This window comes from Sivoneniella epilithica UHCC 1019, assembly GCF_040830845.1.
Taxonomy (GTDB): Bacteria; Cyanobacteriota; Cyanobacteriia; order Leptolyngbyales; family Leptolyngbyaceae; genus ULC077BIN1.
Genome location: NZ_JBFPDP010000010.1, coordinates 96,772 through 123,236, shown reverse-complemented (window position 1 = coordinate 123,236; position 26,465 = coordinate 96,772). Strand labels below are relative to the sequence as shown.

At 47.5% G+C, this 26,465-nt stretch carries 26 protein-coding genes and 1 tRNA gene; 15 read left to right on the top strand and 12 right to left on the bottom strand.

From position 1 onward, the window contains the following. Window positions 1-7 precede the first annotated feature (7 nt). The 5 genes from AB3R30_RS08970 to AB3R30_RS08950 all read left to right on the top strand — a co-directional run bounded on the left by AB3R30_RS08970 (window position 8) and on the right by AB3R30_RS08950 (window position 4,414). Window positions 8-235 carry a hypothetical protein gene (locus AB3R30_RS08970; RefSeq protein WP_458648834.1) on the top strand — a complete coding sequence of 76 codons (228 nt, stop codon included), beginning with the start codon at window positions 8-10 and terminating at the stop codon, window positions 233-235. A gap of 45 nt (window positions 236-280) precedes the next feature. Next, on the top strand, window positions 281-1,918 hold the full coding sequence (locus tag AB3R30_RS08965) for a spermidine synthase (RefSeq protein WP_458648833.1): 1,638 nt from the start codon (window positions 281-283) through the stop codon (window positions 1,916-1,918). An 83-nt stretch (window positions 1,919-2,001) separates the two neighbouring features. After that, window positions 2,002-2,595, top strand: coding sequence for a DUF4178 domain-containing protein (locus tag AB3R30_RS08960; protein WP_458648832.1), 594 nt, complete (start codon window positions 2,002-2,004; stop codon window positions 2,593-2,595). Beyond that, on the top strand, window positions 2,588-2,989 hold the full coding sequence (locus AB3R30_RS08955; protein WP_458648831.1) for an S-adenosylmethionine decarboxylase family protein: 402 nt from the start codon (window positions 2,588-2,590) through the stop codon (window positions 2,987-2,989). Before AB3R30_RS08960 ends, AB3R30_RS08955 begins: the two co-directional genes overlap by 8 nt. 12 nt (window positions 2,990-3,001) lie before the next feature. Next, window positions 3,002-4,414, top strand: a complete 1,413-nt coding sequence (locus AB3R30_RS08950; protein ID WP_458648830.1) for an amidase — start codon at window positions 3,002-3,004, stop codon at window positions 4,412-4,414. 38 nt (window positions 4,415-4,452) lie between these two features. Here the strand turns inward: AB3R30_RS08950 and glmU are convergent, their stop codons facing one another. Continuing rightward, the gene (glmU, locus tag AB3R30_RS08945) at window positions 4,453-5,847 is read right to left on the bottom strand and encodes a bifunctional UDP-N-acetylglucosamine diphosphorylase/glucosamine-1-phosphate N-acetyltransferase GlmU (protein WP_458648829.1); all 1,395 of its coding nucleotides are present in this window, start codon (window positions 5,845-5,847) and stop codon (window positions 4,453-4,455) included. 86 nt (window positions 5,848-5,933) lie between these two features. Then, the gene (locus tag AB3R30_RS08940) at window positions 5,934-7,124 is read right to left on the bottom strand and encodes a GNAT family N-acetyltransferase (RefSeq protein WP_458648828.1); all 1,191 of its coding nucleotides are present in this window, start codon (window positions 7,122-7,124) and stop codon (window positions 5,934-5,936) included. A 381-nt stretch (window positions 7,125-7,505) separates the two neighbouring features. Here AB3R30_RS08940 and AB3R30_RS08935 point away from each other — a divergent pair, with 381 nt between their 5' ends. Then, window positions 7,506-10,268 (top strand): DUF4912 domain-containing protein, encoded by a 2,763-nt coding sequence (locus AB3R30_RS08935; RefSeq protein ID WP_458648827.1) that lies wholly within the window; start codon window positions 7,506-7,508, stop codon window positions 10,266-10,268. A gap of 21 nt (window positions 10,269-10,289) precedes the next feature. Here AB3R30_RS08935 and AB3R30_RS08930 read toward each other — a convergent pair whose 3' ends face one another. After that, a complete protein-coding gene (locus AB3R30_RS08930) occupies window positions 10,290-10,784 on the bottom strand; it encodes a lysostaphin resistance A-like protein (protein ID WP_458648826.1) in 495 nt (164 codons plus the stop codon). Between the two features lie 625 nt (window positions 10,785-11,409). On the opposite strand from AB3R30_RS08930, the gene AB3R30_RS08925 reads away from it, so the two are divergent. Both AB3R30_RS08925 and AB3R30_RS08920 read left to right on the top strand, forming a co-directional pair. Continuing rightward, window positions 11,410-11,727, top strand: a complete 318-nt coding sequence (locus AB3R30_RS08925; RefSeq protein ID WP_458648825.1) for a slr1957 family protein — start codon at window positions 11,410-11,412, stop codon at window positions 11,725-11,727. Between the two features lie 256 nt (window positions 11,728-11,983). Beyond that, window positions 11,984-12,505 carry a CGLD27 family protein gene (locus tag AB3R30_RS08920; RefSeq protein ID WP_458648824.1) on the top strand — a complete coding sequence of 174 codons (522 nt, stop codon included), beginning with the start codon at window positions 11,984-11,986 and terminating at the stop codon, window positions 12,503-12,505. Between the two features lie 39 nt (window positions 12,506-12,544). Here AB3R30_RS08920 and AB3R30_RS08915 read toward each other — a convergent pair whose 3' ends face one another. Both AB3R30_RS08915 and AB3R30_RS08910 read right to left on the bottom strand, forming a co-directional pair. Next, on the bottom strand, window positions 12,545-13,153 hold the full coding sequence (locus AB3R30_RS08915; protein ID WP_458648823.1) for a hypothetical protein: 609 nt from the start codon (window positions 13,151-13,153) through the stop codon (window positions 12,545-12,547). 324 nt (window positions 13,154-13,477) lie between these two features. Further along, window positions 13,478-14,107: a thylakoid membrane photosystem I accumulation factor gene (locus tag AB3R30_RS08910; protein ID WP_458648822.1), complete on the bottom strand. Its 630-nt coding sequence runs from the start codon at window positions 14,105-14,107 to the stop codon at window positions 13,478-13,480. A gap of 153 nt (window positions 14,108-14,260) precedes the next feature. Here AB3R30_RS08910 and AB3R30_RS08905 point away from each other — a divergent pair, with 153 nt between their 5' ends. From AB3R30_RS08905 to AB3R30_RS08885, 5 genes are all read left to right on the top strand, one after another. Further along, window positions 14,261-14,773 carry a Fur family transcriptional regulator gene (locus tag AB3R30_RS08905; protein WP_458648821.1) on the top strand — a complete coding sequence of 171 codons (513 nt, stop codon included), beginning with the start codon at window positions 14,261-14,263 and terminating at the stop codon, window positions 14,771-14,773. A 34-nt stretch (window positions 14,774-14,807) separates the two neighbouring features. Further along, entirely contained in the window at window positions 14,808-15,119 is a 312-nt protein-coding gene (locus AB3R30_RS08900) for a Ycf66 family protein (protein ID WP_458648820.1), read from the top strand. A gap of 251 nt (window positions 15,120-15,370) precedes the next feature. After that, entirely contained in the window at window positions 15,371-17,200 is a 1,830-nt protein-coding gene (locus tag AB3R30_RS08895) for a hypothetical protein (protein ID WP_458648819.1), read from the top strand. A gap of 129 nt (window positions 17,201-17,329) precedes the next feature. Continuing rightward, entirely contained in the window at window positions 17,330-17,986 is a 657-nt protein-coding gene (locus tag AB3R30_RS08890) for a DUF3386 domain-containing protein (RefSeq protein WP_458648818.1), read from the top strand. Between the two features lie 54 nt (window positions 17,987-18,040). After that, window positions 18,041-18,283 (top strand): NifU family protein, encoded by a 243-nt coding sequence (locus tag AB3R30_RS08885; RefSeq protein WP_458648817.1) that lies wholly within the window; start codon window positions 18,041-18,043, stop codon window positions 18,281-18,283. Between the two features lie 241 nt (window positions 18,284-18,524). Here AB3R30_RS08885 and AB3R30_RS08880 read toward each other — a convergent pair whose 3' ends face one another. The 4 genes from AB3R30_RS08880 to AB3R30_RS08865 all read right to left on the bottom strand — a co-directional run bounded on the left by AB3R30_RS08880 (window position 18,525) and on the right by AB3R30_RS08865 (window position 22,597). Continuing rightward, on the bottom strand, window positions 18,525-18,941 hold the full coding sequence (locus tag AB3R30_RS08880; RefSeq protein WP_458648816.1) for a TIGR02588 family protein: 417 nt from the start codon (window positions 18,939-18,941) through the stop codon (window positions 18,525-18,527). After that, window positions 18,938-19,798, bottom strand: coding sequence for a TIGR02587 family membrane protein (locus AB3R30_RS08875; RefSeq protein ID WP_458648815.1), 861 nt, complete (start codon window positions 19,796-19,798; stop codon window positions 18,938-18,940). Before AB3R30_RS08875 ends, AB3R30_RS08880 begins: the two co-directional genes overlap by 4 nt. 60 nt (window positions 19,799-19,858) lie before the next feature. After that, complete coding sequence (locus AB3R30_RS08870; protein ID WP_458648814.1) at window positions 19,859-21,673, bottom strand: M3 family oligoendopeptidase; 1,815 nt, start codon at window positions 21,671-21,673, stop codon at window positions 19,859-19,861. Window positions 21,674-22,144: 471 nt separating this feature from the next. Next, complete coding sequence (locus AB3R30_RS08865) at window positions 22,145-22,597, bottom strand: hypothetical protein (RefSeq protein ID WP_458648813.1); 453 nt, start codon at window positions 22,595-22,597, stop codon at window positions 22,145-22,147. Between the two features lie 227 nt (window positions 22,598-22,824). Here AB3R30_RS08865 and AB3R30_RS08860 point away from each other — a divergent pair, with 227 nt between their 5' ends. Beyond that, window positions 22,825-24,126, top strand: coding sequence for an FAD-dependent hydroxylase (locus AB3R30_RS08860; RefSeq protein WP_458648812.1), 1,302 nt, complete (start codon window positions 22,825-22,827; stop codon window positions 24,124-24,126). A 67-nt stretch (window positions 24,127-24,193) separates the two neighbouring features. Here the strand turns inward: AB3R30_RS08860 and AB3R30_RS08855 are convergent. The 3 genes from AB3R30_RS08855 to AB3R30_RS08845 form a co-directional block, all read right to left on the bottom strand. Beyond that, window positions 24,194-24,265 (bottom strand) — tRNA-Val (locus AB3R30_RS08855). 68 nt (window positions 24,266-24,333) lie between these two features. Next, window positions 24,334-24,912 carry an Npun_F5749 family FMN-dependent PPOX-type flavoprotein gene (locus AB3R30_RS08850; protein WP_458648811.1) on the bottom strand — a complete coding sequence of 193 codons (579 nt, stop codon included), beginning with the start codon at window positions 24,910-24,912 and terminating at the stop codon, window positions 24,334-24,336. Beyond that, a complete protein-coding gene (locus tag AB3R30_RS08845; RefSeq protein ID WP_458648810.1) occupies window positions 24,913-25,623 on the bottom strand; it encodes a M48 family metallopeptidase in 711 nt (236 codons plus the stop codon). It lies immediately after the preceding gene. 175 nt (window positions 25,624-25,798) lie between these two features. Between AB3R30_RS08845 and AB3R30_RS08840 the strand changes: the two genes are divergently transcribed. Next, complete coding sequence (locus tag AB3R30_RS08840; RefSeq protein ID WP_458648809.1) at window positions 25,799-26,449, top strand: GNAT family N-acetyltransferase; 651 nt, start codon at window positions 25,799-25,801, stop codon at window positions 26,447-26,449. Window positions 26,450-26,465: the final 16 nt, after the last annotated feature.

The following is a 26,465-nucleotide window of genomic DNA, read 5'->3' as shown; positions in this document are numbered from 1 at the left end:
TAACCCAATGACCAAATTATTTGCTTTATTAGCCATCCTCCTCGCAGGAACCACGCTCTTTTATGGTTTTACTCAACAATCTGCCCTAGTGCTACGGCAGGAGAAGCAAGATAATCATTGGGTTCGCCATGGCACGAATACGTCTGGCTCGTATCGCAGCGGTGTTTGGATTGCCTCGCCCACCCGCCAATCCTACGGTAGTTTTCGGGGGGGTGGTCCTGGTGCGGGAAAATAGGCTAGGCAATGAAGTCCGAGTTAAAGCGTCAAGCCAATTACCTAGATGAATGAGATTGCGTGGATTAAGGAACACCCGCTTAGCCGTCGTCAGCGATGGCTATTGCTACTAACGGCGGCGGTTTCTTCTAGCTGTGGGCTAGCGGTGGAATTGTTGTTGGGTACGCTTGCCAGCTATTTGGTTGGAAATCCAGCCTTAGCTTATGGGGTGTCGGTTGGTGGTTTTTTAGCCGCGATGGGTTTGGGAGCTTACTTGAGCCGATTTGTGGCGGTGAAGGGCGATCGCGCCACCCAGCAAACCCAACTGCAAACTGCCTTGGTCTGGGTGGAACTAATGATGGCTCCCCTCAGTGCCATTATTCCCTTGATACTATTTTCCCTATTTGTGATCGATGGTCCCTTTTGGATTGCCTTGTTTTTGGGAACTATCCTGCTGGGAAGCTTGGCAGGCATGGAATTACCCCTAATCACCCGCCTACTAGAGCAAGATGAAAATCTGAAAGATACCCTATCTGGAGTGTTGGCATTGGATTATGCCGGAGCGCTTTTTGGTTCTTTGCTGTTGCCGATCGTGCTGCTGCCCCTGTTGGGTATTTTTCCCTCGGCTGCTCTGATTGGGGCGATTCCAGCGGGAATGGTGGTGTTGCTAGCGCGAAACTTTCCAGCCCTGCGCCACTGGGAACGCTGGGGGCTGTTCATCGGGTTGGCGCTATTGATATTTGTGCCGTTTACGATTATTTTGGGCGATCGCCTTGAAAACACCTTATACAAAGCCCCCGTCATTACCCGCATCCAATCTCCTTACCAGCGTGTTGTATTAACTCGTCAAGGGGCTGACCTACGCTTGTTTCTGGATGGCGACCTGCAATTTTCTACTTTAGATGAATATCGCTACCACGAAGCCCTCGTCCATCCTGCCCTCAGCGCTAATACTGCTCTACGCGCCAAAGCAAGTCAAAATGTCGAACGCCAAATGCCGAATGTCGAATCTTTAACTCCTGATTCCCCCCTCGCCTCTCGCCAGGTTCTTTTGCTGGGTGCAGGTGATGGATTAGCGTTACGCGAAGTGCTGAAATGGCAAGATGTGGAAAAAGTTGTGCTAATTGATCTCGATAAAGCAGTAGTGAATTTGGCGATGCATCATCCGTTTTTGATTAAGGCAAATCATCACTCCTACGCTGATCCTCGCGTACAGGTGATTCAAGCTGATGCTTTTGTGACTGCGCCAAACCTCCGTGATCGCTTTGATGTGATCATTGCGGATTTTCCTGACCCCGATCGCGATGTGATTGCCAAACTTTATGCTCAAGGGTTTTATCAGCGATTGCTGACTCGGTTGGCTCCTAATGGTGTATTTGTCACCCAAGCATCCAGCCCATTTTTTGCACCCAAAGTCTTTGCCTGTATTGCCGAAACCTTGAAATCTGTTGGGCTAAACGTATATCCCTATGTAGTGGATGTGCCGAGTTTTGGGCTATGGGGCTTTGTTATGGCATCTCATAGCGCCATTCAACCCAACACGCTGGAATTGCCCGTTGCTACCCGTTTTTTAAATATACCAACCATGAGAAACCTATTTCAGCTGCCAAAAGACATTCAGTTAGGCAATGTGGAAGTGAATCGGCTATCGCAGCCCGTTATCCTCAACTATCAGGCAGACTCACGCTGGGCAGCCTATGACTGACGAATGGCGAGGGGCAAGAGGCAAGGGGCGAGTTAAATATCCGATCGCGTCGAAAGGCATCATAAAAAAGTAAAGGAGGAAAAATGTTGATGTGGTTGTGGATTGGAATTGGCGCGATCGCGATCGTGGGAGTGGTTCTGGTCGTGCGGCAACGCCAAGGTAAGCCACTATTGGGAGCTTCCAATCAGCCAGCATTGCCATCACTGCATCGCACGGTGTTTAGTCTGCAAATTGGCGATATTGTCCAATATCTCGGTAAGGATTGGGTGGTTGAAGGGCAACTAACGTTTAACGATCATGGTTACACCTGGATGGAATATATGCTGCAAGATGGGGATGAAGTTCGCTGGCTATCTGTGGAAGAAGACGATCGCCTAGAAGTTTGCTGGGTGGAAACCATTACAGGCTTAGAAATCAGTGGCACTCCGCCCCAACAAATCACCTACGAGGGAGCCGTGTATAAACTGAGAGAATCGGGAACTGCTAGGATGACCCGCGCTGGCACCACGCTGAATAAGCAAGCTCAGCAGTGTCGCTATTACGATTATTCGAGCAACCATAAACAACTTTTGTCAGTGGAGGACTGGGACGGAGATATGGAAGTATCAGTAGCGTGGCAGATTTCCCCTAGCTCCCTAACTTTGCTTCCGGGTGATGGACGGCGCGTGTATGACTGAACCCACGAATGATCAAACTCTAGAACCTCTGCGATCGCACCATTGGTCTGCCATTTTAACCGCTGCTGCAAAGGTATATTCTTGGTCATCTGCCGATTTTCTAGCGTGTTTAAAGCAGGTCGTGCAGCAAGCTGGATTGACTGTTGTTGGCGAGCTCGCGTTTACCTTTGAGCCTCAAGGGATTTCGGCGATCGTGCTGCTCGAAGAATCTCATGTAGCGCTACATTTTTGGACTGAAAAAGGTAAAGTAACCGTGGATATTCATGTTTGCGATTTTCAGGAAGACAACAAACCCAAAGCTGAGAAACTAGCCCATTTGTTAGCGCTGGAAATTAGCGAGGCACCGGGTCAATGGCATTATTTATCGCTGACTGAAACTGAAAAAAATCCTTAGAGAAGACCTTGCATGGACTCAACAGATTTAGCTTTTACGACTGCGATCGAACAGGCACGGCTGATCCGCTGCAAAGAGATTTCGCCATTAGATTTAGTTGAGATTTATTTAGAGCGCATTCAACGGTTGAATCCTCAGTTAGGGAGTTATGTAGTAGTGGCGGCGGAGCAGGCGATCTCAGATGCCACAGCCAAAACTGAACTCTTGTCCCATACGCCAACCGCAGACTTGCCAGCCTTTTTTGGTGTGCCCATTTCAGTCAAAGATCTCAATCCAGTAGCAGGTTTACCCTGTGCTTATGGGGTGAAGATCTTAAAAAAACGAATCGCGACTGATGATGATGGTGTGGTCACCAAGCTGAAACAAGCAGGATTTATTATTCTGGGCAAAACGGCCACCTCAGAAATGGGCATGTTGCCTTATACCGAGCCACGGGGGTTTCTGCCTGCCCGGAATCCTTGGAGCTTGGAACATACCCCAGGGGGATCGAGTGGTGGCGCAGCAGCGGCAGTGGCAGCAGGTTTAGGTGCGATCGCCCATGCCTCAGACGGAGGCGGTTCGGTGCGAGGTCCCGCATTCTGTTGTGGGTTAGTTGGAATTAAACCTTCCCGTGGACGCATTAGCTATGCACCGATTGGAGAACGGTTGAATGGGTTGGCAACCAATGGACCGATTGGGCGCACTGTTGCAGATGCAGCGGCATTGTTGGACGTGATGGCAGGCTATGTTCCGGGCGATCCCTATTGGCTTCCCAACCCAGAGCCATCCTTTTTAGCGGCAACTCAAAGCCCTCCCAATCGGCTACGTATTGCTTACTGCACCGGAATTTTGTCGGTGGGCGAAGCGGATGAATCCTGTCGGCAAGCGGTATTAAACACTGCTACTCTGTTAGAGCAATTGGGGCATTCTGTCGAAGCCAAAGAGTTTGTGGATGTGAGCGGACTGATTGAGCCATTTACAACGGTTTTTCAGGCGATTTTGAATGAAGTCGGTATTCCTGAACTGTTTCTGGGCAAGATGAGTCGCTGGTTTGCATGGCGTGCGAGGTTTTGCTCTTCTGGCAAATATCTTAGGGCGGTCAGCAAGTTGCAGGCGATCGCCCGCCAGATTGTCGAATTTTTTGACACGATAGATGTGTTGGTCTTGCCAACCTACCTGCATCCGGCGATTCGAGTCGGCGAATGGGCAAAAGAGCGACCCGGAAAAACGTTAGACAATATCGTGAACTGGATTGCGCCCTGCGCTCCCTTTAATGCGAGCGGACAACCTTCAATTGCTCTGCCTACCGGATTTACTGCCGCAGGATTGCCTGTCGGTGTGCAGTTAGTCGGTCGTCCGGCGGCTGAGGCAACCTTGATCGCCCTCGCTGCCCAGATTGAAGCTGCCCAACCGTGGAGCCATCATCGTCCGGCGTTGGCGCTGTAATAGGAAGTATTGGATTTCGCGATCGCTAGACATCTGGCTCAATCCCCCATATTTTTCTGGTCAGAGTTGGATTTCAAGCGCCAACCGGGTTTGATCACTTGCCGAGATCGGGCGATCGCCAAACAATTGTTAGGCACATCGTCAGTAATGGTTGATCCTGCCGCAATGTTGACATCTTCGCCGATGGTGACGGGCGCAACTAAGACGCTGTTAGATCCAGTTTTGCTGCGATCGCCAATGTGAGTCGGATGTTTTTTTACGCCGTCATAGTTTGCAGTAATCGTGCCTGCGCCGATGTTCACTTGATTGCCAGCGATCGTGTCACCGAGATAGGACAAATGCGCGACGTTGGTGCGATCGCCCAATTTTGTATTTTTCAGTTCCACAAAGTTTCCAATCCGACAGTGCGATCCCGTTTCTACATGTCCTCGCAGGTGAGCATAGGGACCAATTCGAGTCGCTTCTGCCACATAGCTATCTGTGACCACCGAATAAAGCACCGTCACATTTTGACCAATTTGGCTGTTTTCAATCAGGCTACCAGGACCAATGCGGCTCCCCGCGCCGATCGCCGTTTTGCCGCGTAGATGAGTTTGGGGTTCGATCACCACATCGGGTTCAAGCTCAACGGTGTCATCGATGGTGATGCTGCTGGGATCAATCAGCGTAACGCCTTTTTTCATCCAGTCCTCTTTAATCCGCGTTTGCAAAATGGTGTAAGCATCGGCAAGCTGTTTGCGATCGTTAATCCCCAAAATTTCCTGGTAGTCTTCTACATCGATCGCCATCACGGGTTTCATGTAGTTGACTGCATCGGTTAAGTAATACTCCTTTTGATCATTATTCGTCGTTAGCTGGGGCAACACTCTCCCAAGATCAGCCCACCGAAAGCAATATACGCCCGCGTTGATCCGATGATTTTGCCTTTGAGTCGGCGTGCAGTCGCGGTCTTCTATAATCTGCTGCAACAAGTTTTGATCCGTGCGAAACACCCGTCCATAGCCTTTAGGATCGGGCAGTTGCGCCGTCAAAATTGTGGCAGCGTTACGGTTTTCTTGGTGGGTTTGCAGCAGCAACTTGAGGGTTTGAGGACGAAGTAAGGGAACATCGCCATTGAGAATCAGCAAATCGCCCTCGAACCCTTCCATGGGGGTGAGCAATTGCTGAACGGCATGTCCGGTGCCTAGCTGCTCTCGTTGTTCAACAAATTCTAGAGCAGGTAATGGTGTCTCACCCTGCGAATTTGCCAGCATTTCCATGACTAGTTCATGGCGATAGCCAACAATTACCAATCGGCGGACGGGCTGAATCTCTTCTACGCTATTCAGCACCCATTCCAGCAGTGAGCGCCCCCCCATGCGATGTAAAACCTTGGGCAGGTCAGACTTCATGCGGGTTCCACGTCCGGCGGCTAAAATTGCGATCGCGACCATGCTTATTCAATCAGATGGGGATTAGAACAACATCTTATGCGATCGTGCTCAGGTCACACAAAAAAAGGCATACAAACCAGCCGACTCTACAGGGCTTTCTCGTAAATTCGATAGGTTTTGTAAATTTTGCCGCCCGACGTTTCGATCAGTTTGCGGGACGGGAAATTGTCCTCATAAACCCAAGACAGTTCAGCGCGTTGATAGGGTTTTCCTTTTTTAATGCCACCCATCATGCCCAAATAAATCAAAGCGAGAGCCACTCGTTTCCGGCGATACTCTGGCAACGCACAGATCGCAATCACCCGTCCTTGGTCAATTTGGCGGCGATACCACAGAAATTTCAGAATCCCCAACCAGTTCAGCTTTCCGTTAACATGCTTGAGGGCAATGTTGTAGTCCGGTAGCGCCATCCAAAAGCCAATCATTTCACCGTTATATTCGGCAACCGGGAACACGTCGGGATCAACCAAATCCTGTAACGACTTGGCTTCTTCCAAAAATTCTTCCTGAGTGCGCGGAGTGGAACTCCAGTTAGCGGAAAAAGCTTTGTTAAACAGGTGATATAGGCTGATCGCGTCTGTTTCAAAGTCTTTACCCTTCGTATGAATCGGGCGAAAACTGACTCCGGCTTTGCAGGCAAAATGATAGGCTTTTTCAAACTCTTGGGGCAGCGGCTCATCCAGTGGAAAGTTATAGGCATAGGCATCTTTGGCTTTATGCCAGCCGTTTTGCTCCATAAACTGAGGATAGTAATGTGGGTTATAGGGCATCATGATCAGGGGCGGCGAGTCGAACCCATCTACTAGAAAAAGACAATTATTATGGGTGGAAAGGTCGATAGGTCCTCGAATTTTATTCATCCCTTGCGATCGCAACCACTGACTGGCAGCGTCTAACAAAGATTGGGCGATCGCAGCAGCATCAATACATTCAAAGTAGCCAAATAGCCCGATGTTTTCTCCTTCGCGATCGATCAGACGACGATTAATCGCCGCCACGATGCGTCCCAAAGGCTTGGGTGGCGATGAGGTGGATGGCGTTTCCACGGCGATGAATGCTTGCAAGGTGCCGTATTGAAAAAAAGGATTGGTGGGAGCTAGCTGGCTGGCAATGCTACTGCGAAGCGGGGGCACCCAATGGGGATCGTTTGCATAGACGATCGCAGGCACATCTAAAAAAAGGGCTTGCTCAGCGGCGGTTGTGACTGGAATGATTTGAAAAGCAAAATCAGCGTTGGAGATGGGAGCGATCGCGCTTGAATGGGGTAATGGGTTCATGAAAAGATGCCTTATCTACAGCACAGATAATTTTGTGGTGTTGCTAAATCTAGATATAAAATTCGTAGGGACAATCCCTTGTGGTTGCCCTGATCCCAGCGAGGGTAGGCACAAGGCGCTATCCCTACCAGTGAAAATCATGTCAGCATTCAGCAATACCTTTTTATGGTTTAAACAAGAACTTAATGGGACTATATCAGGCGATGGGAATATGCACGATAGCCAACAAAATGTCGATTGCTGCCGAGCGAGAAATCGCCCCAGTTGTACCAAGAGCTTTGAGATCGCCATTGACTATGAGGGAAATTGCTGGGATATTTTGAGCGTAACTTGTTAAGAAAAAATAAGGTCAACACAAATTTTTAGGTCATTTTTATTCTTATGTCGCACAAGAAGTCCCTTTCCATACTGAACTTATCGTTGCTCCTTGCTTTAGCCGCCAGCCCCATCGCCGCTTTGTATGGGTCGCTAGAGTCTGTCATTGCCCAATCTCCTGTTGTTTCTCCAACCGCTCCCTTACCAAAAGCCTTTCCTGCGGGTGCTACCGTGCGAATTGATGGTTCCAGCAGCATGGCAGCGGTCAATCAGTCTTTAAAGCAGCGCTATGAAAAGGAATCGCCAGGAACCACCGTTGATTTAGGCAGCAATGGATCAGATGCGGCTGTGCAAGCCTTATTAGATGGAAAAGTAGATATTGCGGCGATCGGGCGACCTCTGACGGCAGCAGAAAAGCAAAAAGGGTTGGTTCCGGTTTCGATTGGGCGTGAAAAGATTGCAATTATTACCAGTTCTAAGAACCCGTATAGCGGAAACGTGACTTTTGAGCAGTTTGCTAAACTCTTCCGAGGAGAAATTAAAGATTGGTCCCAACTAGGCGGCACTTCAGGGAAAGTCCGGTTTATCGATCGCCCTGAAATGAGTGATACTCGGCAGGCATTTAAAACCTATCCCGTGTTTAAAACGGCTCCTTTCCAAACCGGGACAACCGCCGAAGCCGTGAGCCAAGATAGCACCGCTGAAGTGATCCAAAACTTGGGGCAAGATGGCGTTGGTTATGCAGCCTATAGCCAAGTCAAAGGCGTAGGTGGAGTCAAGATTATCTCCATGCACCAAACGTTACCTAATAATCCGGCTTACCCGTTTTCTCAACCCCGTTATTTTGTGACAAAGGGCACTCCTGCCGCTGCTACCCAAGAGTTTCTTGCTTATGCAACCGGGGCATCGGGTTTGGCAGCGATTCGTGAAACTGAAGCTGCCGCAATTGCCCCAGGCAACAATTCAACATCGTCTCCAGCAGTTTCTCCCAGTGCAATCGGTTCGCCCACTTCGCCGATCAGTTCACCGGAAGCCGTCACTCCCAATGTAGCTCCCTCGCCTAGCCCGGAGCCAGTCGCGATCGCTACCCCCACCAATCAAGGCTTAGCTGGATTGATCCCGTGGCTGTTGCTAGTGCCTGCTGCGATTTTGGGATGGATTTGGTGGTCTGCTAAAGGACGACGCGCTCCGGCTTCACCTTTGTCTGGCGTAGAGAGATCGCCCCAACCGCCTGTAACTGAACCTGTGGCTGAAGTGCCTCCTGTGCCACCGATTGGGGATATTTCCCTGCCTGAACCTATGGTCGGGGCAGCTAGTACTGTATCAGGGATTAATCCAGCGATCACTGGGGGAACCGCGATCGCTGGAGCCGCTGGACTAGCAGGATTAGCGGGATTGGCAAGCAAGGAGCAAGATGAACCTGAGATATCTGCTGCGATAGAACCAACGCCTGCTCGGACTGCATCCGAAACCGTGAGTCCGATGGTTCCTATTTCTGCCGAGTCCTTAGCCGAGGTGCCTGCTCCAACCGCTCCACCCGACATGCATCCAGGGTTAGCTGCGGGTGCTGCATTGGCGGTAGGTACAGGAGCGGCACTTTGGGCAAAGAGATCGCAAGATCCTGACCCGGCGATCGCAAACCTTCCCATCGTGGATAACTCCCTGGACAACTCACTTTTGGGTAACTCACTTGCCGATGTAGATAACGGATTAGCAGGGCTGCCCGATGGCTACGGGGAAAGTCGGATTGTGTTAATGCCTCGCGATCCCCAGTGGGCGTATGCGTATTGGGATGTTTCTGATAGTCACAAAGCGTCATTGCGGCATGAAGGGGGCGATCGCTTAGCCCTACGCTTTTACGACGTAACAGATGCAGAACTGAGTCAACAAAACCCACACAGCCTACAGCAATATGACTGCGAGGAAGTTGCCACTAATTGGTATATTCCGGTGCCCCTCAGCGATCGCGATTACATTGTAGAAATTGGCTACCTGACCCAAGATGAGCGCTGGTTAATGCTGGCACGATCTGCCCCCGTTCGGATTCCGCCTATCTATCCATCAGATTGGACGGAAGATCAAGACGCTACCATTTCTTGGGATGAAGACTTGAGTGGGAAAATCTTTTCTGTTCCCCTCCCCTATAAAAAGAAAGCACGCACAATGCACGAAGCAATGTATGAGCTAGCCCATGGAGTCGAACGCGATCGCGCTGCGGGTTCTCTCTATGGCTCAATGCAAACGGCTAGCGCTCATCTTTCTCCTTCTGGAGTTGGCATGTCGGGAGTTGGCATGTCGGGAATTGGCATGTCGGGAGTTGGCATGTCGGGAGTTGGCATGTCGGGAGTTGGACTAGGTAGTTTGACAACTTCGGGAGTCGGCATGTCGGGAGTCGGCATGTCGGGAATCGGGATGTCGGGAGTCGGCATGTCTAGCTGGGCAACTTCTGGAATTGGGATGTCGGGAATTGGCATGTCGGGAATTGGCATGTCGGGAATTGGCATGTCGGGAATTGGATTCTCTGCTTCTATGCCACCCATTCGATCTCGTAAGTTTTGGCTGGTGGCAGATGCAGAATTGATTATTTATGGCGCAACAGAACCTGATGCCACACTGACGATCGCAGGTCGCCCAGTCCAACTGAATCCAGATGGTACTTTTCGTTTCCAAATGTCATTTCAAGACGGTTCGCTTGATTTTCCCATTCTGGCGGTTGCTTCAGATGGAGTTCAAACTCGCACCATCCATCTCACATTTGATCGAGCAACGCCTGTCCGTAACACAAATGCTAAAGATGACGCAGTAGAAGAATGGTTGCCTCATCAGTAAGCCGATGATTCGTCAGCAGCATCAAAAATGGCGATCATCCTTAAAGAAAAAGGTGTATGCCGCGATCGCTCCGATTAAAGTGATTAGAAAACTAATTTTAGGATCTAAAAAAGTAACTTGGGTCAATAAAGAGGGCGATCGCAGACTAGAATCGGCTGAATTAGCGATCAATAACATGAACAGATTATTAGCAGCATGAATGCCAAGAGCAAGTTCTAATCGATTATCTTTTAGTGTTACTGCGGCTAAAAAAAGAGATAGCACTCCGTAGGTTAATCCAGTCCACAAACTGCCGCGATTCATTTCCGAGTTACTAAAATGTGCCATGGCAAATGGAAGACTCGTTGCGATCACAAGGATTACAGGTTGTTTAATCAGTTGTCCCACCGCTTGCAAAAAATAGCCTCGAAACAGCAGTTCTTCGGTTGAAGTTTGTAGCGGTGTTAAAACGAGCGCGATCGACAAAAATGCCAGCCATTGCAAAGGATGAACACTCCATTCAAAGTGTTGTGGCATCCATAAAAGCTCTACTAATAACTGAATACTTAATATAAAAAACCAGATGCCAAATCCTAAAGTTAAACGTCTCCATTGTATAGAACCTATTGGATTAATCAAGGTGATTAACTTACGTTGGTGAATCCATTCAGTAGTAGCAAAAATACCACATAGCAAGAAGAAAAACGGAATAGTACTAATTAGATAATGTGATATCCAAGGCGAAAACCAGATACTCAGCCAAGAAGTTATTAAATGATTTGTATTTGTTTCTTTTTCCAGAAAATCGCTAATTTTCACTAGTAAATTGCTAATCAGTATTGAAATAAAAACTCCAATCCATGCACTTGTAATAATGCATAAAAACCCTAGCAAGTAATCGATCCAATGATTTTTCCCCTGTTTGCCAGCATCCAAAAAGCTTGTTTTCATTCAATATCAAAAGGAAATCTTTGTAAATAACTTAAAAGCCAGATTTCAAAAAGTTTCTAATTGTTGCAAAGTTTTGCGATCGCGAATAAAAGAGTAAATTTTGATTTCCTCAAAAACACGCTTGAGGATTCTATTTGATATAGTCGATAGACACCAGTTTTCAATACTACATTGACACCTTTTTTGCTGATTATTTTTTGTTAGCTAGGATATGAATCATTACGCAAGCCATTGGATTGATGATTGGTGCCAAGATAACGGCTGGACTGACTGGTTTATTGATCGCTCGATTTATTGGGGTTTTCCACCTCATGGGGTGATGCCAATGCCCATTCCATCAAAGGCAATGAGAGCAATTAAAGCCAAACAGGGATTGTGTTTTGAAGAAAAAGTGTGGTGTATAGCAGCCGTGAGCAGCACGATCTTGGCAGTAGGATTCAGCTACTTTTCTTCTTCTCCAATGCCGCTGGTTGGTGCATTTGCTTTCTGTGCGGTGGTGGCTGCTCGACTAGAAAACGAAGAACTCTAGCAGCAAGTCCAAATCTATAAAACACAAAAAGTCAAATACACAAAGATTCAAGTTTCGAGTGCTTAATGTAACTTGACCAACCCTCTAAAATGCTGGCTTCAGTATTGCGAGGGTTTTTTATTTTCCTCTAACAGTTTTCTCTAACAACGGCTTATTTGCTCCTTATCCTTCCTTTTGGGAAGTCGTTTATACTGAAAACTACGTTTAATTCAGATCAATTTTTCTATTCAATCTATTACACTCACGGGAGATCAGCGTGTTGCCAGATGACCCGACCCAAAATTTATCGATCGCGGCTTGCCCAGTTCCAAGCGAGCAACTTCCTTTGAATGAATACGAAGATTTGAAAGAATCTTGGTTTTTTCGGTGGGCAACGCTAGAGCGATCGCGCTATGTCAGCAAAATAATTTGGGTTTGGCTATGGAGTTGGGCGATCGCGGCTCCAATCGCAGCCGCAAGTTTTCCGTTTGAAAAATATCCGGCTAAATTTTTACTGACCAGCAGCGGTGGGGGAATTTTGCTATTGGGTCTAGTCTTAATCCGGCTTTATCTCGGCTGGTCTTATATTTCATCTCGTCTGATGGATGCCAATGTATTTTATGAAGAATCGGGTTGGTATGACGGGCAAACCTGGATTAAGCCCGCAGAAGTTTTAGCCCGCGATCGCTTAGTAGCGAGCTATCAAATTCAACCGATTCTCAAGCAAATGCAGGTAACCTTTGCAGTCTTGGCGGGACTTTGGGGCATCGGCGCTATTATTTGGCAGCTTCTAAATTAATGACAATTAAAACTAATAACAATTCTGGGTTGATCCTGCTCAAACAAACGGTTGATTACCCGAATTGACCGCATGGACACACTCGCTACCCGATTCTGGAAACCCATGACGGTATGCTGCATTTTCTGGATTCCCCCAGCCTAATTGCAAAATAATTTCAAGTTGGCTAGGACTTCCTTGCTGGCTCAAACTTGCCCATTCCGTGCGTTGCATCATGCGATCGACATCCTCCTGCGCCACCAGCCGATAGGCTTTACCCCCATTCAAACTGAGATATAAATCCATCTCCGTAGTAACCCCACCCCAAAACTCGAACAACTGAGTCTTTGCTGCTTTCAACAATTCCAAATCTTCTGGTAGCGCTGCCAGTTGCTCATCGACCTTGGGAAAGTGCAAACATTTCTCCTTGATCGTCAAAAGTTGCCAGACAATACCCGAAATTTTATGTTGCCGCTGATAGTCATGAACAGCAGCTCGAAAGTTGCGGTAAGCAGTAAATCGTTGCAGTCCTTCTGGCTGTAAAAATTTGTCAATAAATGGACTACCTGATGGACTGACCGCTAAGTTCAGGCGCTTTCCAGCCATACAAGCTCGCCGTTCATCTGACAAGATTTTGATCAGGTCTGCGGTGCTATGAATCTGTGACATCAGCAACCTACCGAACGAGGACAAAAGTTTACTAGAGGAGAATTGATTTAGAGTTATTTAAGTATTGCGAGTCCTGCTAGATTTGTCGGATGTTTCGGCTACTTTCTCATTGCTTCTTTGACTTTCTTTGATTGTGTGCCATGGGTTGAAGCGCGATCGCAGCATCGTCCAAATAAGGGCATTGCTGAATCTGAGGCTGAAATTTGTAGGGGCAATCCCTTGTGGTTTCCCTCGATCTCCGGCAGGGTCGGCACAAGACCTAACTCTACAGTCAGAAATCATACTTGCATTCAGCATCCTTAAAATAATCCCATCCAACCCAGCTTACTGAACTAATTCGGTGTTGATCTCGTTGACAGGCTGACGTTTTAGCTCAGCCGACTCAGAGCGGGGCAACAGCTTAAACACTTTACGTAATACGTCATCTAATTGTTCATAGGGAATGCTGCCTTTCTGATTTAGAACAATTTTACCAGTTTCATCAAATAAAACGGTTTGCGGCACCACTCCACTGTAGTAGTATCCTGGTTCTGTTTTTGTATAGCTTTTTTGGGGTGGAATGGCATCTACCCGTAAAGCAATAATGTCTGCTGCTCGACCATAAAATGCTTGCAGTTGGGAAACAACAGTGGAATATTGTTTGCTATCACTACTATCGTCGATGTAAAAGACTAGTATGATTGGGCGTTTGCGCTCTAAGGCTTGCTCTAGGGTGATTTTTGGCGGCACAAGAGAGCCGTTTCCTGCATACAGTGTGAAAATGTCGCCATCGTAGCGATCGTCGTTTAACCCAGCGATCGCCGTCGGCATATTCATCACTGTTAATCCACTAACTAAAATCAGGAAGCTGATTGCAAAGAGGCTAATCTTACGCCAAGAAAACCGCCAAGAAACCAGCGATCGCAGCCGAGAGAAACCCGAAAACCCAAAGAAGCACATACCATTCAGACTCATATTTTATTCTTATTGTGAAGCAACAAAGGACAGGCGTGAACCCTAAACGCGGATGGTTTGGCTCTTAGCATTAAACCAAAGTTGTAGCGAGTTTACTTTAGCTATACTAGAACTATACTTGGAAGCATGATGTGTAAAGGCACTTGAGACAGATTGTATCTAGCGATCGCCGCATCGCATCAAAAAGCTGGATTGGAAAAAGAGCGGTTAGATATGCAAAACAACACGATTAGTCAAAAACCAATTCGATCGCTCAATGATGCTCTAGATCGGTGCCAGGATTTAGGGATGCGCTTGAGTCGTCAGCGTCGTTTTATTTTGGAACTGCTGTGGCAAGCCCAAGAGCATATGTCTGCCAGAGAAATTTACGATCGCCTAAATTTACAAGGAAAAGAAATTGGGCACACATCAGTTTATCAAAACCTAGAAGCGCTTTCTAGCCAAAACATTATTGAATGCATTGAGCGATCAGATGGCAGACTCTATGGCAATATCAGCGATTCCCATAGCCATGTGAACTGCCTAGATACAAACCAGATTTTAGATGTTCACATTGTTTTGCCAGCCGACATTCTCAAGCAGATTGAAGAGCAAACAGGCGTTCGGATTACAGACTATCACATTGACTTTTTTGGCTATCGCAATCTAGAACCTGCAAATAGCTAGTATTCTAAAGCTAAAAATTTAGGGTTAGCACCATATGGTGAATATTGGGCTGAATTTAGGGAGTATTTTGGGGTTGCTACAAATTCTGATTGCCCTAGGATATCTTGCAGTGTCCATTGCTCAGATAGCGAGTGCGATTGGGTCACAGCGAAATACTGATATCCTTCTTCGCGTCCTTCAATTGATTTTTGCACCGATTATTTTGTTTCTATGTGGAGCGATTCTCTTTCTGCAAGGATGGCGACTAGACCCGATTTTGCAGTTCCAGCAGCTTTTGCTCAGTTTTCTAATTAGCTATTTAATCTTGTTGGACTTGGGCAGGTCAAACCGGAATTCTCAACGATAGGATAGGGCTGGTTTTAGAGCAAATTGCCTGTCTATCCAGCACTCCTATAAAGTATGGAAGTCATTGCATTTTGTTAAAGAAGGCGGTGCGATCGCGAAAGATTCCACTATTTGCGATCTAAACTGAGTTTCAGCTTTACAATAGCGGCAAGCTGGAATGCGGATGAATCAACCGATCAGGCGATTATCCTATCTCAGCTAGGCTGTTCATAGCAGTCGGCACTGAATTGTTGACACAGAAGCGCTGAAGGCATGGCACATAAGGCAATTGACCGATTTCGTCCCCAATTAGCAACGGGACATCAGGCTGCATCCGAATCTCATTCTCCAGTTGAATCGGCTGACCCAGAAGCCACTCTCGTAGGCTTGGAAGCCTCAGAAGTCGCGAACCAGTCTGATACTGATTTAGGTGATCCTGAACCTAGTAGTTCGGTGGATGTGGTTACCCCCAAAGAGCTAGAGCCACCAGCCGATGACATGGATTTGTCTATAGAAGCAGAGACGCAGAAGCAGACAACGGCTGAATTGTTTGCTCAAGTGACCTCAAAGTTGAAGCAAGGCGCTAAAGCGTTAGGAACGCCTTTGGTGTGGTTAGGAGTGGTGGCATTTTGTGGTGGCACTGGAGTTGCTGCGATCTCCTGGCTAACGGATGTACCGCCCAATCCTAATTGCCAGCAACTATGGTTTTTTTCATCCGATGCAGAGCGGCTATTTTGTGCAGAGCAGGCTGTGCGATCGGGTAGTGCTAGTTCGCTGGTCGCTGGATTAAAACTGATTGAACCGTGGCAGGATAACCACACGTTAGAAAAACCGGCTCAACGGCTAATGCGCGATTGGTCTAAAAATACGCTGGCGATCGCCCGCCAAAAAGCAGGACAAAACAATTTAAAGCAGGCAATTTATCTCGTCAGCAAAATTCCTGCGAGTAGCCCGTTTTATAAAAATGCTCAACAAGCTGAAAATCGCTGGCGAAAAAGCCAAATCAAAGGCACGGCGCTAGAAGCCTCGATTGAGAACGTCTTAAAAAAACAAGAGTGGCAAAAATCCGAAGCGCTTATTTTGCCGTTTGCCAACCAACAAGATGAGTATTGGCAGCAGCAATTTATCCGGATGCAAGAGCGCATCATGACAGAGCGCCTATCCTATAATCAGCTTCAAGCTATCCGAACAGACCTAGGAACAGATCTCACCAAAGCGGCAGGAAAACTAGGATCGGCGATCGCCGCAGTGGAGCAGTTACCCCCTAAAACTTATGCTCGTGCCAGTGCTGAAGAGGATGTGATTCGTTGGCGCAAAGCTCTGACCGAAAGTGCGGCTCGGCAATTGGAGCAGGGCAACTTGACAGAGGCGATCGCCCAAGCCAAATGGCTTCCCGTTCAATCCTTATCCCCTGACTTGCAAAACCTGATTGAATTTGACCAGGCAACCCAATTAAATCGACAAATGCCTGCTGCCATCCCAACCGAGGAAAACTTTTGGCAGCTAATCAGCACCCTAGCCGCTTTGCGCCAGATCCAGCCCAGTCACTCGCTGTATGCCGCAGTACAACCTAAGATCTCACCGCTAGAAGAGCGACTGCAAGATTTAACGCAATTGCGGCTTGCCAAATTTGTAGCGGAAGTACGTTCGCTCCCCTTGCTGCCGTTTGCCATTCAAATCGCTCAAGGAGTTACGCCCACTCGCCCTCATCGTCTTTATGCTCAAACGTTAATTTCAGTTTGGCAGCAGGATACGCAACAAATGGGCGATCGCGCAAATATTATTGCGGCTGAAAGATTTGCGTCGCTAGGAACAACCCCGGCACTCACTAGGGCGATCGCCTACGCAAGTCAAGTCCCTCTGGGAAGACCGCTGCGCCCAACTGCCCAAGCTGCCGTCTTTGACTGGAAACAACGCCTGCTCGATCTCGAAGACCAAGCCATTCTTAATCAGGCTCAGAAATTGGCAACTGCAAAACAGTATACTCAGGCGATTCAGCTTGCGAATAAGATTGGTGAGGGTCGCCCCCTTTATAATTCAGCGCAAACTTTAGTTCAACAGTGGAGCCTTACTGAAAGCGATCATTCTATAAAAGAGCAGTAGCACGGGCGACTAAACCAGTTTCTCCTAAACCCGGTTGAAGGTGATATTAAGAAATAAGCTCAATAAGCGAGTTCATATCCTGAGTAAAAGTCTCTAAACTAAATAAAGAACCCAACCAAGGAGAATTGCATGACTGTAGCGCAAGTATCGGCACAGGAGCTATTTCAAGCCGCTTATGAAAATCGTTATACCTGGGAGCGCACGTTCCCAGGCTATACGGCTGATGTGGTTCTGAAGCTAGATGAGCAAGAATTTAAAGGAACAGTGCGGGTAAATCCTGATCTGACTGCTGAAGTCTTTGATATTGAAGACGAGCAAGCGAAAAAGCTAGTCCATGGTCAACTTTGGGAAATCGCGATTCATCGAGTCCGGCGTTCCTTTGAAGAAACTCACAGCAAAAATACTTTTGCCTATGGCGAAATCGGTGAGTCTGGTGCGATCGAAATTTTGATGGGTGGTAAATCTGAGGGCGATCGCTACAAAGTTCACAATGGCGAAGTTAGCCTAGTTCATCGTCATATGCACGGCGTTGTCATCACCATCAACACATTCAGCACCCACGACACCGGCGAGGGCTACCTCCCCTACCGCTATGATTCTGTTTATCAAGATCCCAAAACAGGCGAACAAAAAGGCGGCAAAACGGTATTTGAAGATGAGTATGAACAAGTCGGCGGCTTTTTCATTTTGAATCGCCGTTTCATGGAAACCGATGTTCATGGCAAAACCTCAACCCATGAATTTCTCTTTTCCAACATCCAGCTTTTGTTACCCAACGCCGCTTAGAAAGTAGCGGTAGGATCAAATGGAATGATAGCTTTACAAAAACCAAGGTAAATTATGTCTGAAACGCTGACCCTAAACACTGAAAACGTAGAAACCGTCCTAGACGAAATGCGTCCCTACTTAATGGCAGATGGTGGCAACGTGGAACTCGTTGAAATCGATGGTCCTGTCGTTAAACTGCGGCTGCAAGGTGCTTGCGGCTCTTGCCCTAGCTCCGCAATGACTCTGAGAATGGGAATTGAACGCCGCCTGCGCGAATTCATTCCCGAAATCGCTGAAATTGAACAGGTCATGTAAAAAAGGACGTTGCTGAATTGATTTATGAACGCCTAAATTTGCCCTCACCCTAGCCCTCTCCCAACGGGCGAGGGAATAAGATTTCTAGCTCCCTTCTCCTTGGGGAGAAGGGTTGGGGATGAGGGAAATCATAGCTGCAATCAGCAACGCCTAAAAAAGGATTAAGGGTCAAGGAGCCAAGAATTAATTTTTGCTCCTCACCCCTTTATCTTTTCCCCTAGTCAACTTCTCGGCTCGTCCATTAAGGCGTTTTGTAGCTAGCAACTCGCATCACCAAATCACCCTGGCGCGGGTCTGTTTTGAAGACAAATGCGGCTTTTTCCGTTTCACCTTCGGATAGAAAATCAATTTGCAAATCGCCGGATTCCTGAACGGCAGTTTTAACTTTTAACTCCGCGATGACTTGTACTGACTCAGCCGTTTCGCCGCCTGTGTTGAAAATCTCAAATGGAACATAAAACTGTCCGCCCACTTCACGCACGGGTTCCGTCCGTTGGATTGTCAAAATAGGGGGACTATTTTGTCCAGTTGCCCAGCTATAAATGACCAAGCCTGCTGTGATTCCGACAATTAGAGATGAAATGCCAAAGGATAGCCATTCAGCCAAACTGCGGGAAGGTTTTTTTGGGTCACCATTTTTAGCTTCAATATCTGTCATATTGCTAACCGTCCTGCTGCGCCGCCGATCGTGGCAGGCAACCCTAAAATAATTGAGTAGCTTAGCCAGAGGTGCCAGGGATCTTGCCAGCGCAACTTATCGAAAAACACCAGCATCATGCAGGCTGCCAACACTGAAAACACGTATGAGATCAATGTTTCACTGTAAGGATTTTGAAAAAGCCCTTGTTGCTGCTGCCGTTTTTGCTGGTTGGTGAATCCTGCGGCAAAGACGATCGCGTAGGACACTAGAAGCGAGGCGACCATCACTGCCAATAGCCATAATCCACTCGCTGCCGCTGCGATCATCGGAATCTCATCGGTGGGCGCGATGTTGAATGCGATAATGATTGCGCCGATTAGAGTGCTGCCAATATCGGAAAATGTTGCATTAAAAGTCGGTTGATTAGGATCGTCATTGTTTGGGGCTTCGTCCTCTTGACCCGACAAAAACTGATTTGCCAGAGCCACTCCCAATGTGAAAGGAGTACTGACATAAATGACCTTGCCGATCGCCTCATTCAGTGGCGTTTGTAGCGTAATTTCTTGAATGAGCATCAGCATCAAACCCGCACACACTAACCCGATCGCCATTGCTTCCACACTATCGATCGCGGCATCGATCGCATAAATATCATTCGTTTGGCGAAATCCAGCCGTGCGATTCAGCATAAAGACGATGGCAAAGGTCAATACCAGCGCCATGAGTAAGCGAATCATCTGGGCAGAGGAGCCAATCCACCAAACTTCCATGGTGTAGAGCAAAGGAACCCCAAACAAAAAACCGCCCGATGCCCCTCGAATGAGGTCGCTGAGTTCGGTCTGCCACTGATGAGGATGTTTGTTTGTCGTTTTCACTGGTTGATCATCTACTCTAAAAAGCATCTGGAAGGCGATCGCCCCAACTTCTATCACTCTTTACAGCGTTGCTTGGAGTTGATCGAGCAACCCTTCCACATACTTCAGCGCCGCGCTAATCGTCGCAGGATCTTCCAAATCGACATCGACATATTGCTTCAGTGCTGTCACTTGATCCATGCTGCCGCCTGCTGATAGGAGTTCTAGATAGCCAGGAATAAAATCTTTACCCACTTGTAGATATTTCTGATAGCAGGCAAGGCTAACGATATTAGACGCGGTGTATTGATAACAATAGTAGGGCTTGAAGTAGATATGTCCAATCCGTGCCCAGTCATATTGATGGTCTGGCAACACTTCCACTGCATCACCGCAAAGCTCGTGATAGAGCGACATCCATTGATCGTTGACAAAGGTGTGGTCAAAGGTGCCTTGGGTAGCGCGATCGTGCATTGCCAACTCTAGGCGGCTGATGGTGCTTTGGCGAAACAGTAAATTTAGCTGATCCTCTAGCTGTCGCGTTATGAGAGTTTTCTTGAGCGCGGGATTGTCTCCAGCTTGCTTCAGCAGATAATCCAGCAGCAGCAGTTCGTTGAAGGTTGAGGCAATTTCTGCCAGGATCATCGGCGGATTGCTGTTGAAATAAGATTGGCGATCGCTAATCCAGGCGAAATGTAGCCCATGACCCATCTCATGCGCCAAGGTAAACAGGGAATTGTAATCTTCGGTATAGGAAAGCAATAGACAGCTATGTTTGCCGTGGATATACCAGCAAAACGCGCCGCCTCGTTTGCCGGGACGCACCTTTGCATCGACCCAATTCTTCAGAAAAAATTCTTCGGCACGACGAGCATAGTTCACATCAAAATCTGCGATCGCGGCTAGCAAGGTTTCCACCCCCGCTTTATAGGGCAATGGCTCTACGGGCTGGCTATCCCACGGCGCATAAACATCGCATGTGCGAATCGTTTGCCCCAACGCCTGCCCCTTCAGGGTGTAATAGCGCTGCCACAGATCAAAGCGATCGCGGGTGCCTGACATAATGGCGCGAAAGACTGGCTCTGAAACTTCATCGGCTAGCAACTGCTTGTGTAGGGTGGAGTCATAGCCCCGCATTTGATTTTCTAGCTTGTGATCTTGAGCCACGCTATTAAGAATGTAGCCATAGAGAGAATTATGCTGTTGCATCACCGATCGCACCGAGCCATAAGCGTTGTAGCGCACTTCGGCATTGGGATGAAATAGCAGCGCCCCTAATTCCGCTTCAGTGCTACAGGATTTGCCATCGGGCGTAGAAACTGGCTCATACTCCTGTTCACCTAGATGCACCGATCGCAAATTGATAAACGCTTGCCGCCCCGTCAAACTATCCTGGTTGCGGGTTTGCTCCACTGCTTCCGAGAGTTTATAAGGTCTAAATTTAGATAGGTTATAAAAATAGTGACGATAGGACTGAAGCACAGCAGATTGCTCCAATTCGGCGTATCTGGCATCATCTAGATTTTTGAGTTCTAAGTCAAAAAATAAAAGCTGATTTTCAATGCTCGTCAGCGCTTCTAGCACTTTGTCTTGCATTTGCTTCGCTTCGGTGTTGCGTGTATCTGCTGAGAAGATCAGCGCCGGAAATGCGTAGAGAATGCCCGATTGCTGCGCGATCGCCTCCAGTTGTTTCAAACAATCTGCAATTTGTTCCGCTGTCAGATCCTTTATGTTGTCGCGAAAGGTATCCCGAAATTGGATGGCTGTTTGCTGAAGCTGTTCTAAATCCCCAGTCAACTGTGGATCGTCAAATCCTTGGTAAAGAGTAGATAAGTCCCACTCCTGAGGGCTTTCCAGCAGGGTAGGGTGATTAAGCGTTGACACAGGCTGAACCAAGGTAAACTCCTTTTTCCGACTGATACCAGCATGGCACGAGGGTGAAAAATAGCAAGTCGCAAATACTTTTCTCTATAAATATGAGTCTATCCACTAACGTTTTGTGGCGTTGCTGAATGCAAGCATGATTTGCCCTCATCCCCAACCCTTCTCCCAGCGGGAGAAGGGAGCTAGAAGTCTTGTTCCCTCTCCAGCGGGAGAGGGCTAGGGTGAGGGCGAATTTTGATATTCATACCCCAATTCAGCAACGCCCGTTTTGTCTACCGTTTTCTATCTTAAGCAGATTTTCAAACATCAATTTCACCACATACACCATTTAATATATTTCTTTTCAGATGCCTCAATGGATTGCTATAGTAAATGCCCTGATATATAGCTAGTGCCGATATCAGGACATTCAGGGGGAATTGAAACAGAGTACTGAAAAAATTTCATCTCGGCACTATGTCACAGATTGACAAGCTAGCTTGTTTAGTTAAAAGCATCCTTAATGGTGTCAACCGTGCGCTCAACAGCATTCTTAGTATTGTCTACTGCCTTCTGAGTGAGATCGGCATCTTCCTCGGCTCTTTTCTGAATTCGACTCGCGTCTTTCTTGGCTTTGCGCTCTAAGAAACTGCCATTATCGGTTGCATTATCAACCTTGGCGGCATTGTTTCTAGCAGTTTGTTCAACTTTATTTTTAGTATCTTCAATAAAGCCCTTAGCGCTTCCAGCATCTTTGTTAGCCTTGTGCTGAACCTGATCGCCAGCATCTCGTGTTGCAATCAAATTGCTACCAGGACTAGCCAGAGCAGCCATGTTTGAGGAAAATGCACCCTGCCAGATAAAAGCGATCGCAGACACGCACAGAACAGCGGTAGTCACCCAACGTCCTACACGAGCTACACGAGATAATTGCTTCGCAAATAAGTTCAATGTCATAAAATGTAATCTCCGTAAGCTTTAGCAATCTTAGTTCTACTGTGTTTAGACAAGTAGTTAAATCGTTCTATAGATAGAAAAATTAGAAATTGATTTATCCCAGACTGTTAGAGAAATTCATCAATTTGGTAGATTGAATTTTGACCCGCGATCGCTTGCATCCGCTACGGAGTACAGGTGACAATAGATGTAAACAGATCTTCAAATAACGATACGTTTATTTAAATATGACGTTTGATTTGTATTCGACTGCTCCAACTTCAAAGCAAAATTATTCCAGGCAAGCTCTTCAGCAATCGGCTACTGAGCAATCTAAAAAGCTGGACTACGATGTGGCGATCGTGGGGGGGGGGATTGTCGGGCTAACCTTTGCCTGTGCGCTCAAAGAGTCTGGTTTGCGGATCGCGGTGATTGAAGCAAAGACCGATTCATCTGCCGTGAGTCGAGGACAGGCGTACCATATTAACTTAATGTCTAGCCGCATCTTTGAGGGCATTGGGGTTTGGGAGCAGATGCAATCTCAGGTCAATCCGATTCAGCAGATCCGCCTTTCGGATGCAGATTATCCCGGCATCGTGCAGTTTTTGCCCCAAGATTTGAACGCGACCGTATTGGGACATGTGGCAGATCATGCGGTTGTGCTGGAGGCGCTACGAGATTTTTTGCGCCACTGTGCAACTGTGACTTACCTATGTCCGGTTGAGGTGGTGCAGATTGATTATCAAGCTGACCGTGTAGAACTAGAGTTGGTTGAAAAGAGTGAAAGTAAACATATTTCGGCGCAGCTATTGGTGGCAGCAGATGGGGCGCGATCGCCGATTCGTCAGCAGGCAGGGATTCGCGCCGATGGGTGGCAATACTGGCAATCGTGCGTGGTTGCTTTCATTCAACCTGAAAAACCACATCAGAATATTGCTTATGAGCGGTTTTGGGAAAGTGGACCTTTTGCAATCTTGCCGTTGCCGAATAATCTCTGTCGGATTGTTTGGACGGTTCCCAAAGCTGAAGCCGCAGCCATTTTAGCGCTGGATGACCATGAGTTTTTGGTTCAGCTACAGCAGCGATATGGAGATCAAATGGGCGCACTTACTCTCGTGGGGCAGCGCCATTTGTTTCCGGTTTATCTAATGCACAGCCGAGTCTACACGATGCATCGTGTAGCGCTGATTGGGGATGCGGCTCATTGCTGCCATCCGGTGGGTGGGCAGGGCGTAAACTTAGGGATTCGCGATGCGGCGGCGCTGGCGCAGGTTCTACAGGCAGCAGCCCACAAAGGGGAAGATTTAGGACTGTTATCAGTGCTACGTCAGTACGATCGCTGGCGGTTTTTAGAAAACCTAATAATTTTGGGTTTCACCGATGTCCTCGATCGCCTGTTTTCCAATAGCCTATTTCCCCTCGTCACCCTTCGTCGAGCAGGGTTATGGGCTTTGCAATCAGTGCCATTGATGAAAGTATTAGCATTAAAGCTGATGACAGGATTGCTGGGGCGATCGCCTGAAATTGCAAAACCTAATCAAGGTAAATGAAATAAGTTAGTACGTAATTATGCAGGTAAAGTAGTGGTCATAGTGAGTTGAGAGAGCTTAACGAGTATGGGCGATACTGGATTTGAACCAGTGACCCCTTCCGTGTGAAGGAAGTGCGCTACCACTGTGCTAATCGCCCGTAGACAACAAATTATTTTATTGACTTTTTCTAGAATAGCTGAAAGTGGTAAGGTTTGGGTCAACTTGCTATGGATTTACTGCTTGAATTGACCAACCGATCGCGTCGCTGAAGGAGTAAATTGAGCGATTTTGAGGGTCGCCTCTGAGTTCAAGGTGATCAACGCGGGTCGGATTTAGTAATAGCAGACAAAAGTGAGGTAAAGGAGTGATGGAGTGAGGAGGGGGAGGGTTAAAGCCAGAGTTTTCTCTCGGTGCGCCGGGGTGCGACCAAGCAAATTGAATTCGGGCAGCATCAGAGAGTTCTTGCCACGATCGCGTTCTTGCGTCAAGCAAATCAGTATCTAGGCAGGTTTCCCGAACTAGGGTAAGTTGCCCAAAAAGGCGAAACTGTTCACGAGTATTGGGAAAATACCAACAGGCTTCGCTCCAAGCATTCTGATCAATCTGCTCCGCTTTTTCGCTACGAGCATCAGTGATGATTTTTAGTTGATTGGTATTGTCGAGGAATCCTCGAAAGACAACGGTGCGATTTGCAGGACGATTATCGACCCGAACGGTTGCCAGTTGAACGTAACGCGCATAAACGAGGGAGCGGTTGCGGTGGAGCGCACGCGCCAGGGGCGATCGCCAAGGAGCCAACGTCATTTATTGCTCCATCCACCAGGGAACAAGATATCGAGCATCTCGGAGATTGGCATCAAGCGCTTTATAGTCAGACTCATAGGTACTAACCAGTGCCCAAAAATCACTAGAGTGATTCAGATGAACGGTATGGCAAAGTTCGTGAATCAGGACATACCTCACAAGGGACGGGGGTAGAAAGAGTAATTTACTGTTGAGGCTAATCGTTTTACGGACTGAGCAACTGCCCCAAATTGTTTTTTGATGACGAATAGATAAGCCTTGAAAGGGCAGCACTAGATCGTGACTGAGGTTGCGAAGCCAAGGAGCAAAATGAACGCGGGCTTTGTGAGCAATCCACTGCTGCAAGATAGCCTTGCAATCATCCGCGTTTTCAGTGTCGCCCTGAAGAACAAGTTGGTAGTTGGAGGATTCTTTGGCTCGAATCCCCGATTTCGGGCTAGAAGTATACTCAACCTGCCAATTTTCGGCGATCGCTTGAAGCGAAATTCGTTCGGGGCGATCAGCTAAAACATCAGAACCCGCAAGTGCTTGCTGATTCACCATCCGACGAGTGACCCGTTCAATCCAGCTTTGTTTTTGCTGAAGGATTTCAGGAATGCGCTTTTGATCAAACCCTCTAGGGACAATAACCTCCAAGCTTCCCTTGATGGACATTTTCAAGGAAACATGCTTTGCTTTGGGGCTTTCACGAACACTGTATTCTGGCGACATATTATGGCGACATTTCAAACTGTGAAGCAACGACGCTACCCACCCATAATGCCTTAAATAATCAGCTTCTCATCTCAAGATTCTAAAAAAAAGCAGAGTTTTTCCCAGCTTAAACACCGCCATTTGAGGGGTCAAACCCTATAGACTGAAGAAGTTCACTGTGAGCGTGAAATACATGCTGCTTCAGCCTTTAATGAGTCATCTAACGCTGCGTCGGGCGATCGCAGACGATGGGAACTGGGCAGCCCCACTTCTATTTTCAATTTGTCCTGCTCTATTTAGCTACATTTTTGCCGCTTCGGCTGAACAGGCTCAAGATGTTTTGCAGCAGGCATTTGTTTATCCTAACCATTCATTTAGCTATGAATATACCTGCGTTGTAGAAATTCAAGGGCAACCTGTAGGGCTGCTGATGGGCTATCCCGCAGTCATCAAACGGCAAGCGGATGAGAGAGTGCATAGCGTAATGGCACGCATCACCCCCCTAAGAAAACTGCCAAGAATTTTGGTCAATGTTGCAGACTTTAATCGGATTAAGCAAGATATTTCTGTGAAGGATTATTACTTGTTAGGAGTAGGCATCTTGCCAGAATTTCGTAACCAGGGATTAGGAACCTACCTATTAGCTCAAATCGAGGCTCAAGCTCAAGCTTCTCATTGCCAAGCAATTTGTTTAGATATTACTTACATCAATACTCGTGGACATAAATTTTTTGAACGAAACGGCTACCGTATTGCGCTGAGCAAAACGACCGATCGCTTCGAGCAATTTACCCGCTCAGGTGGTATTCATCGCATGATCAAATATTTTGGGGAACCGATTTGATATCGACTCATCCACT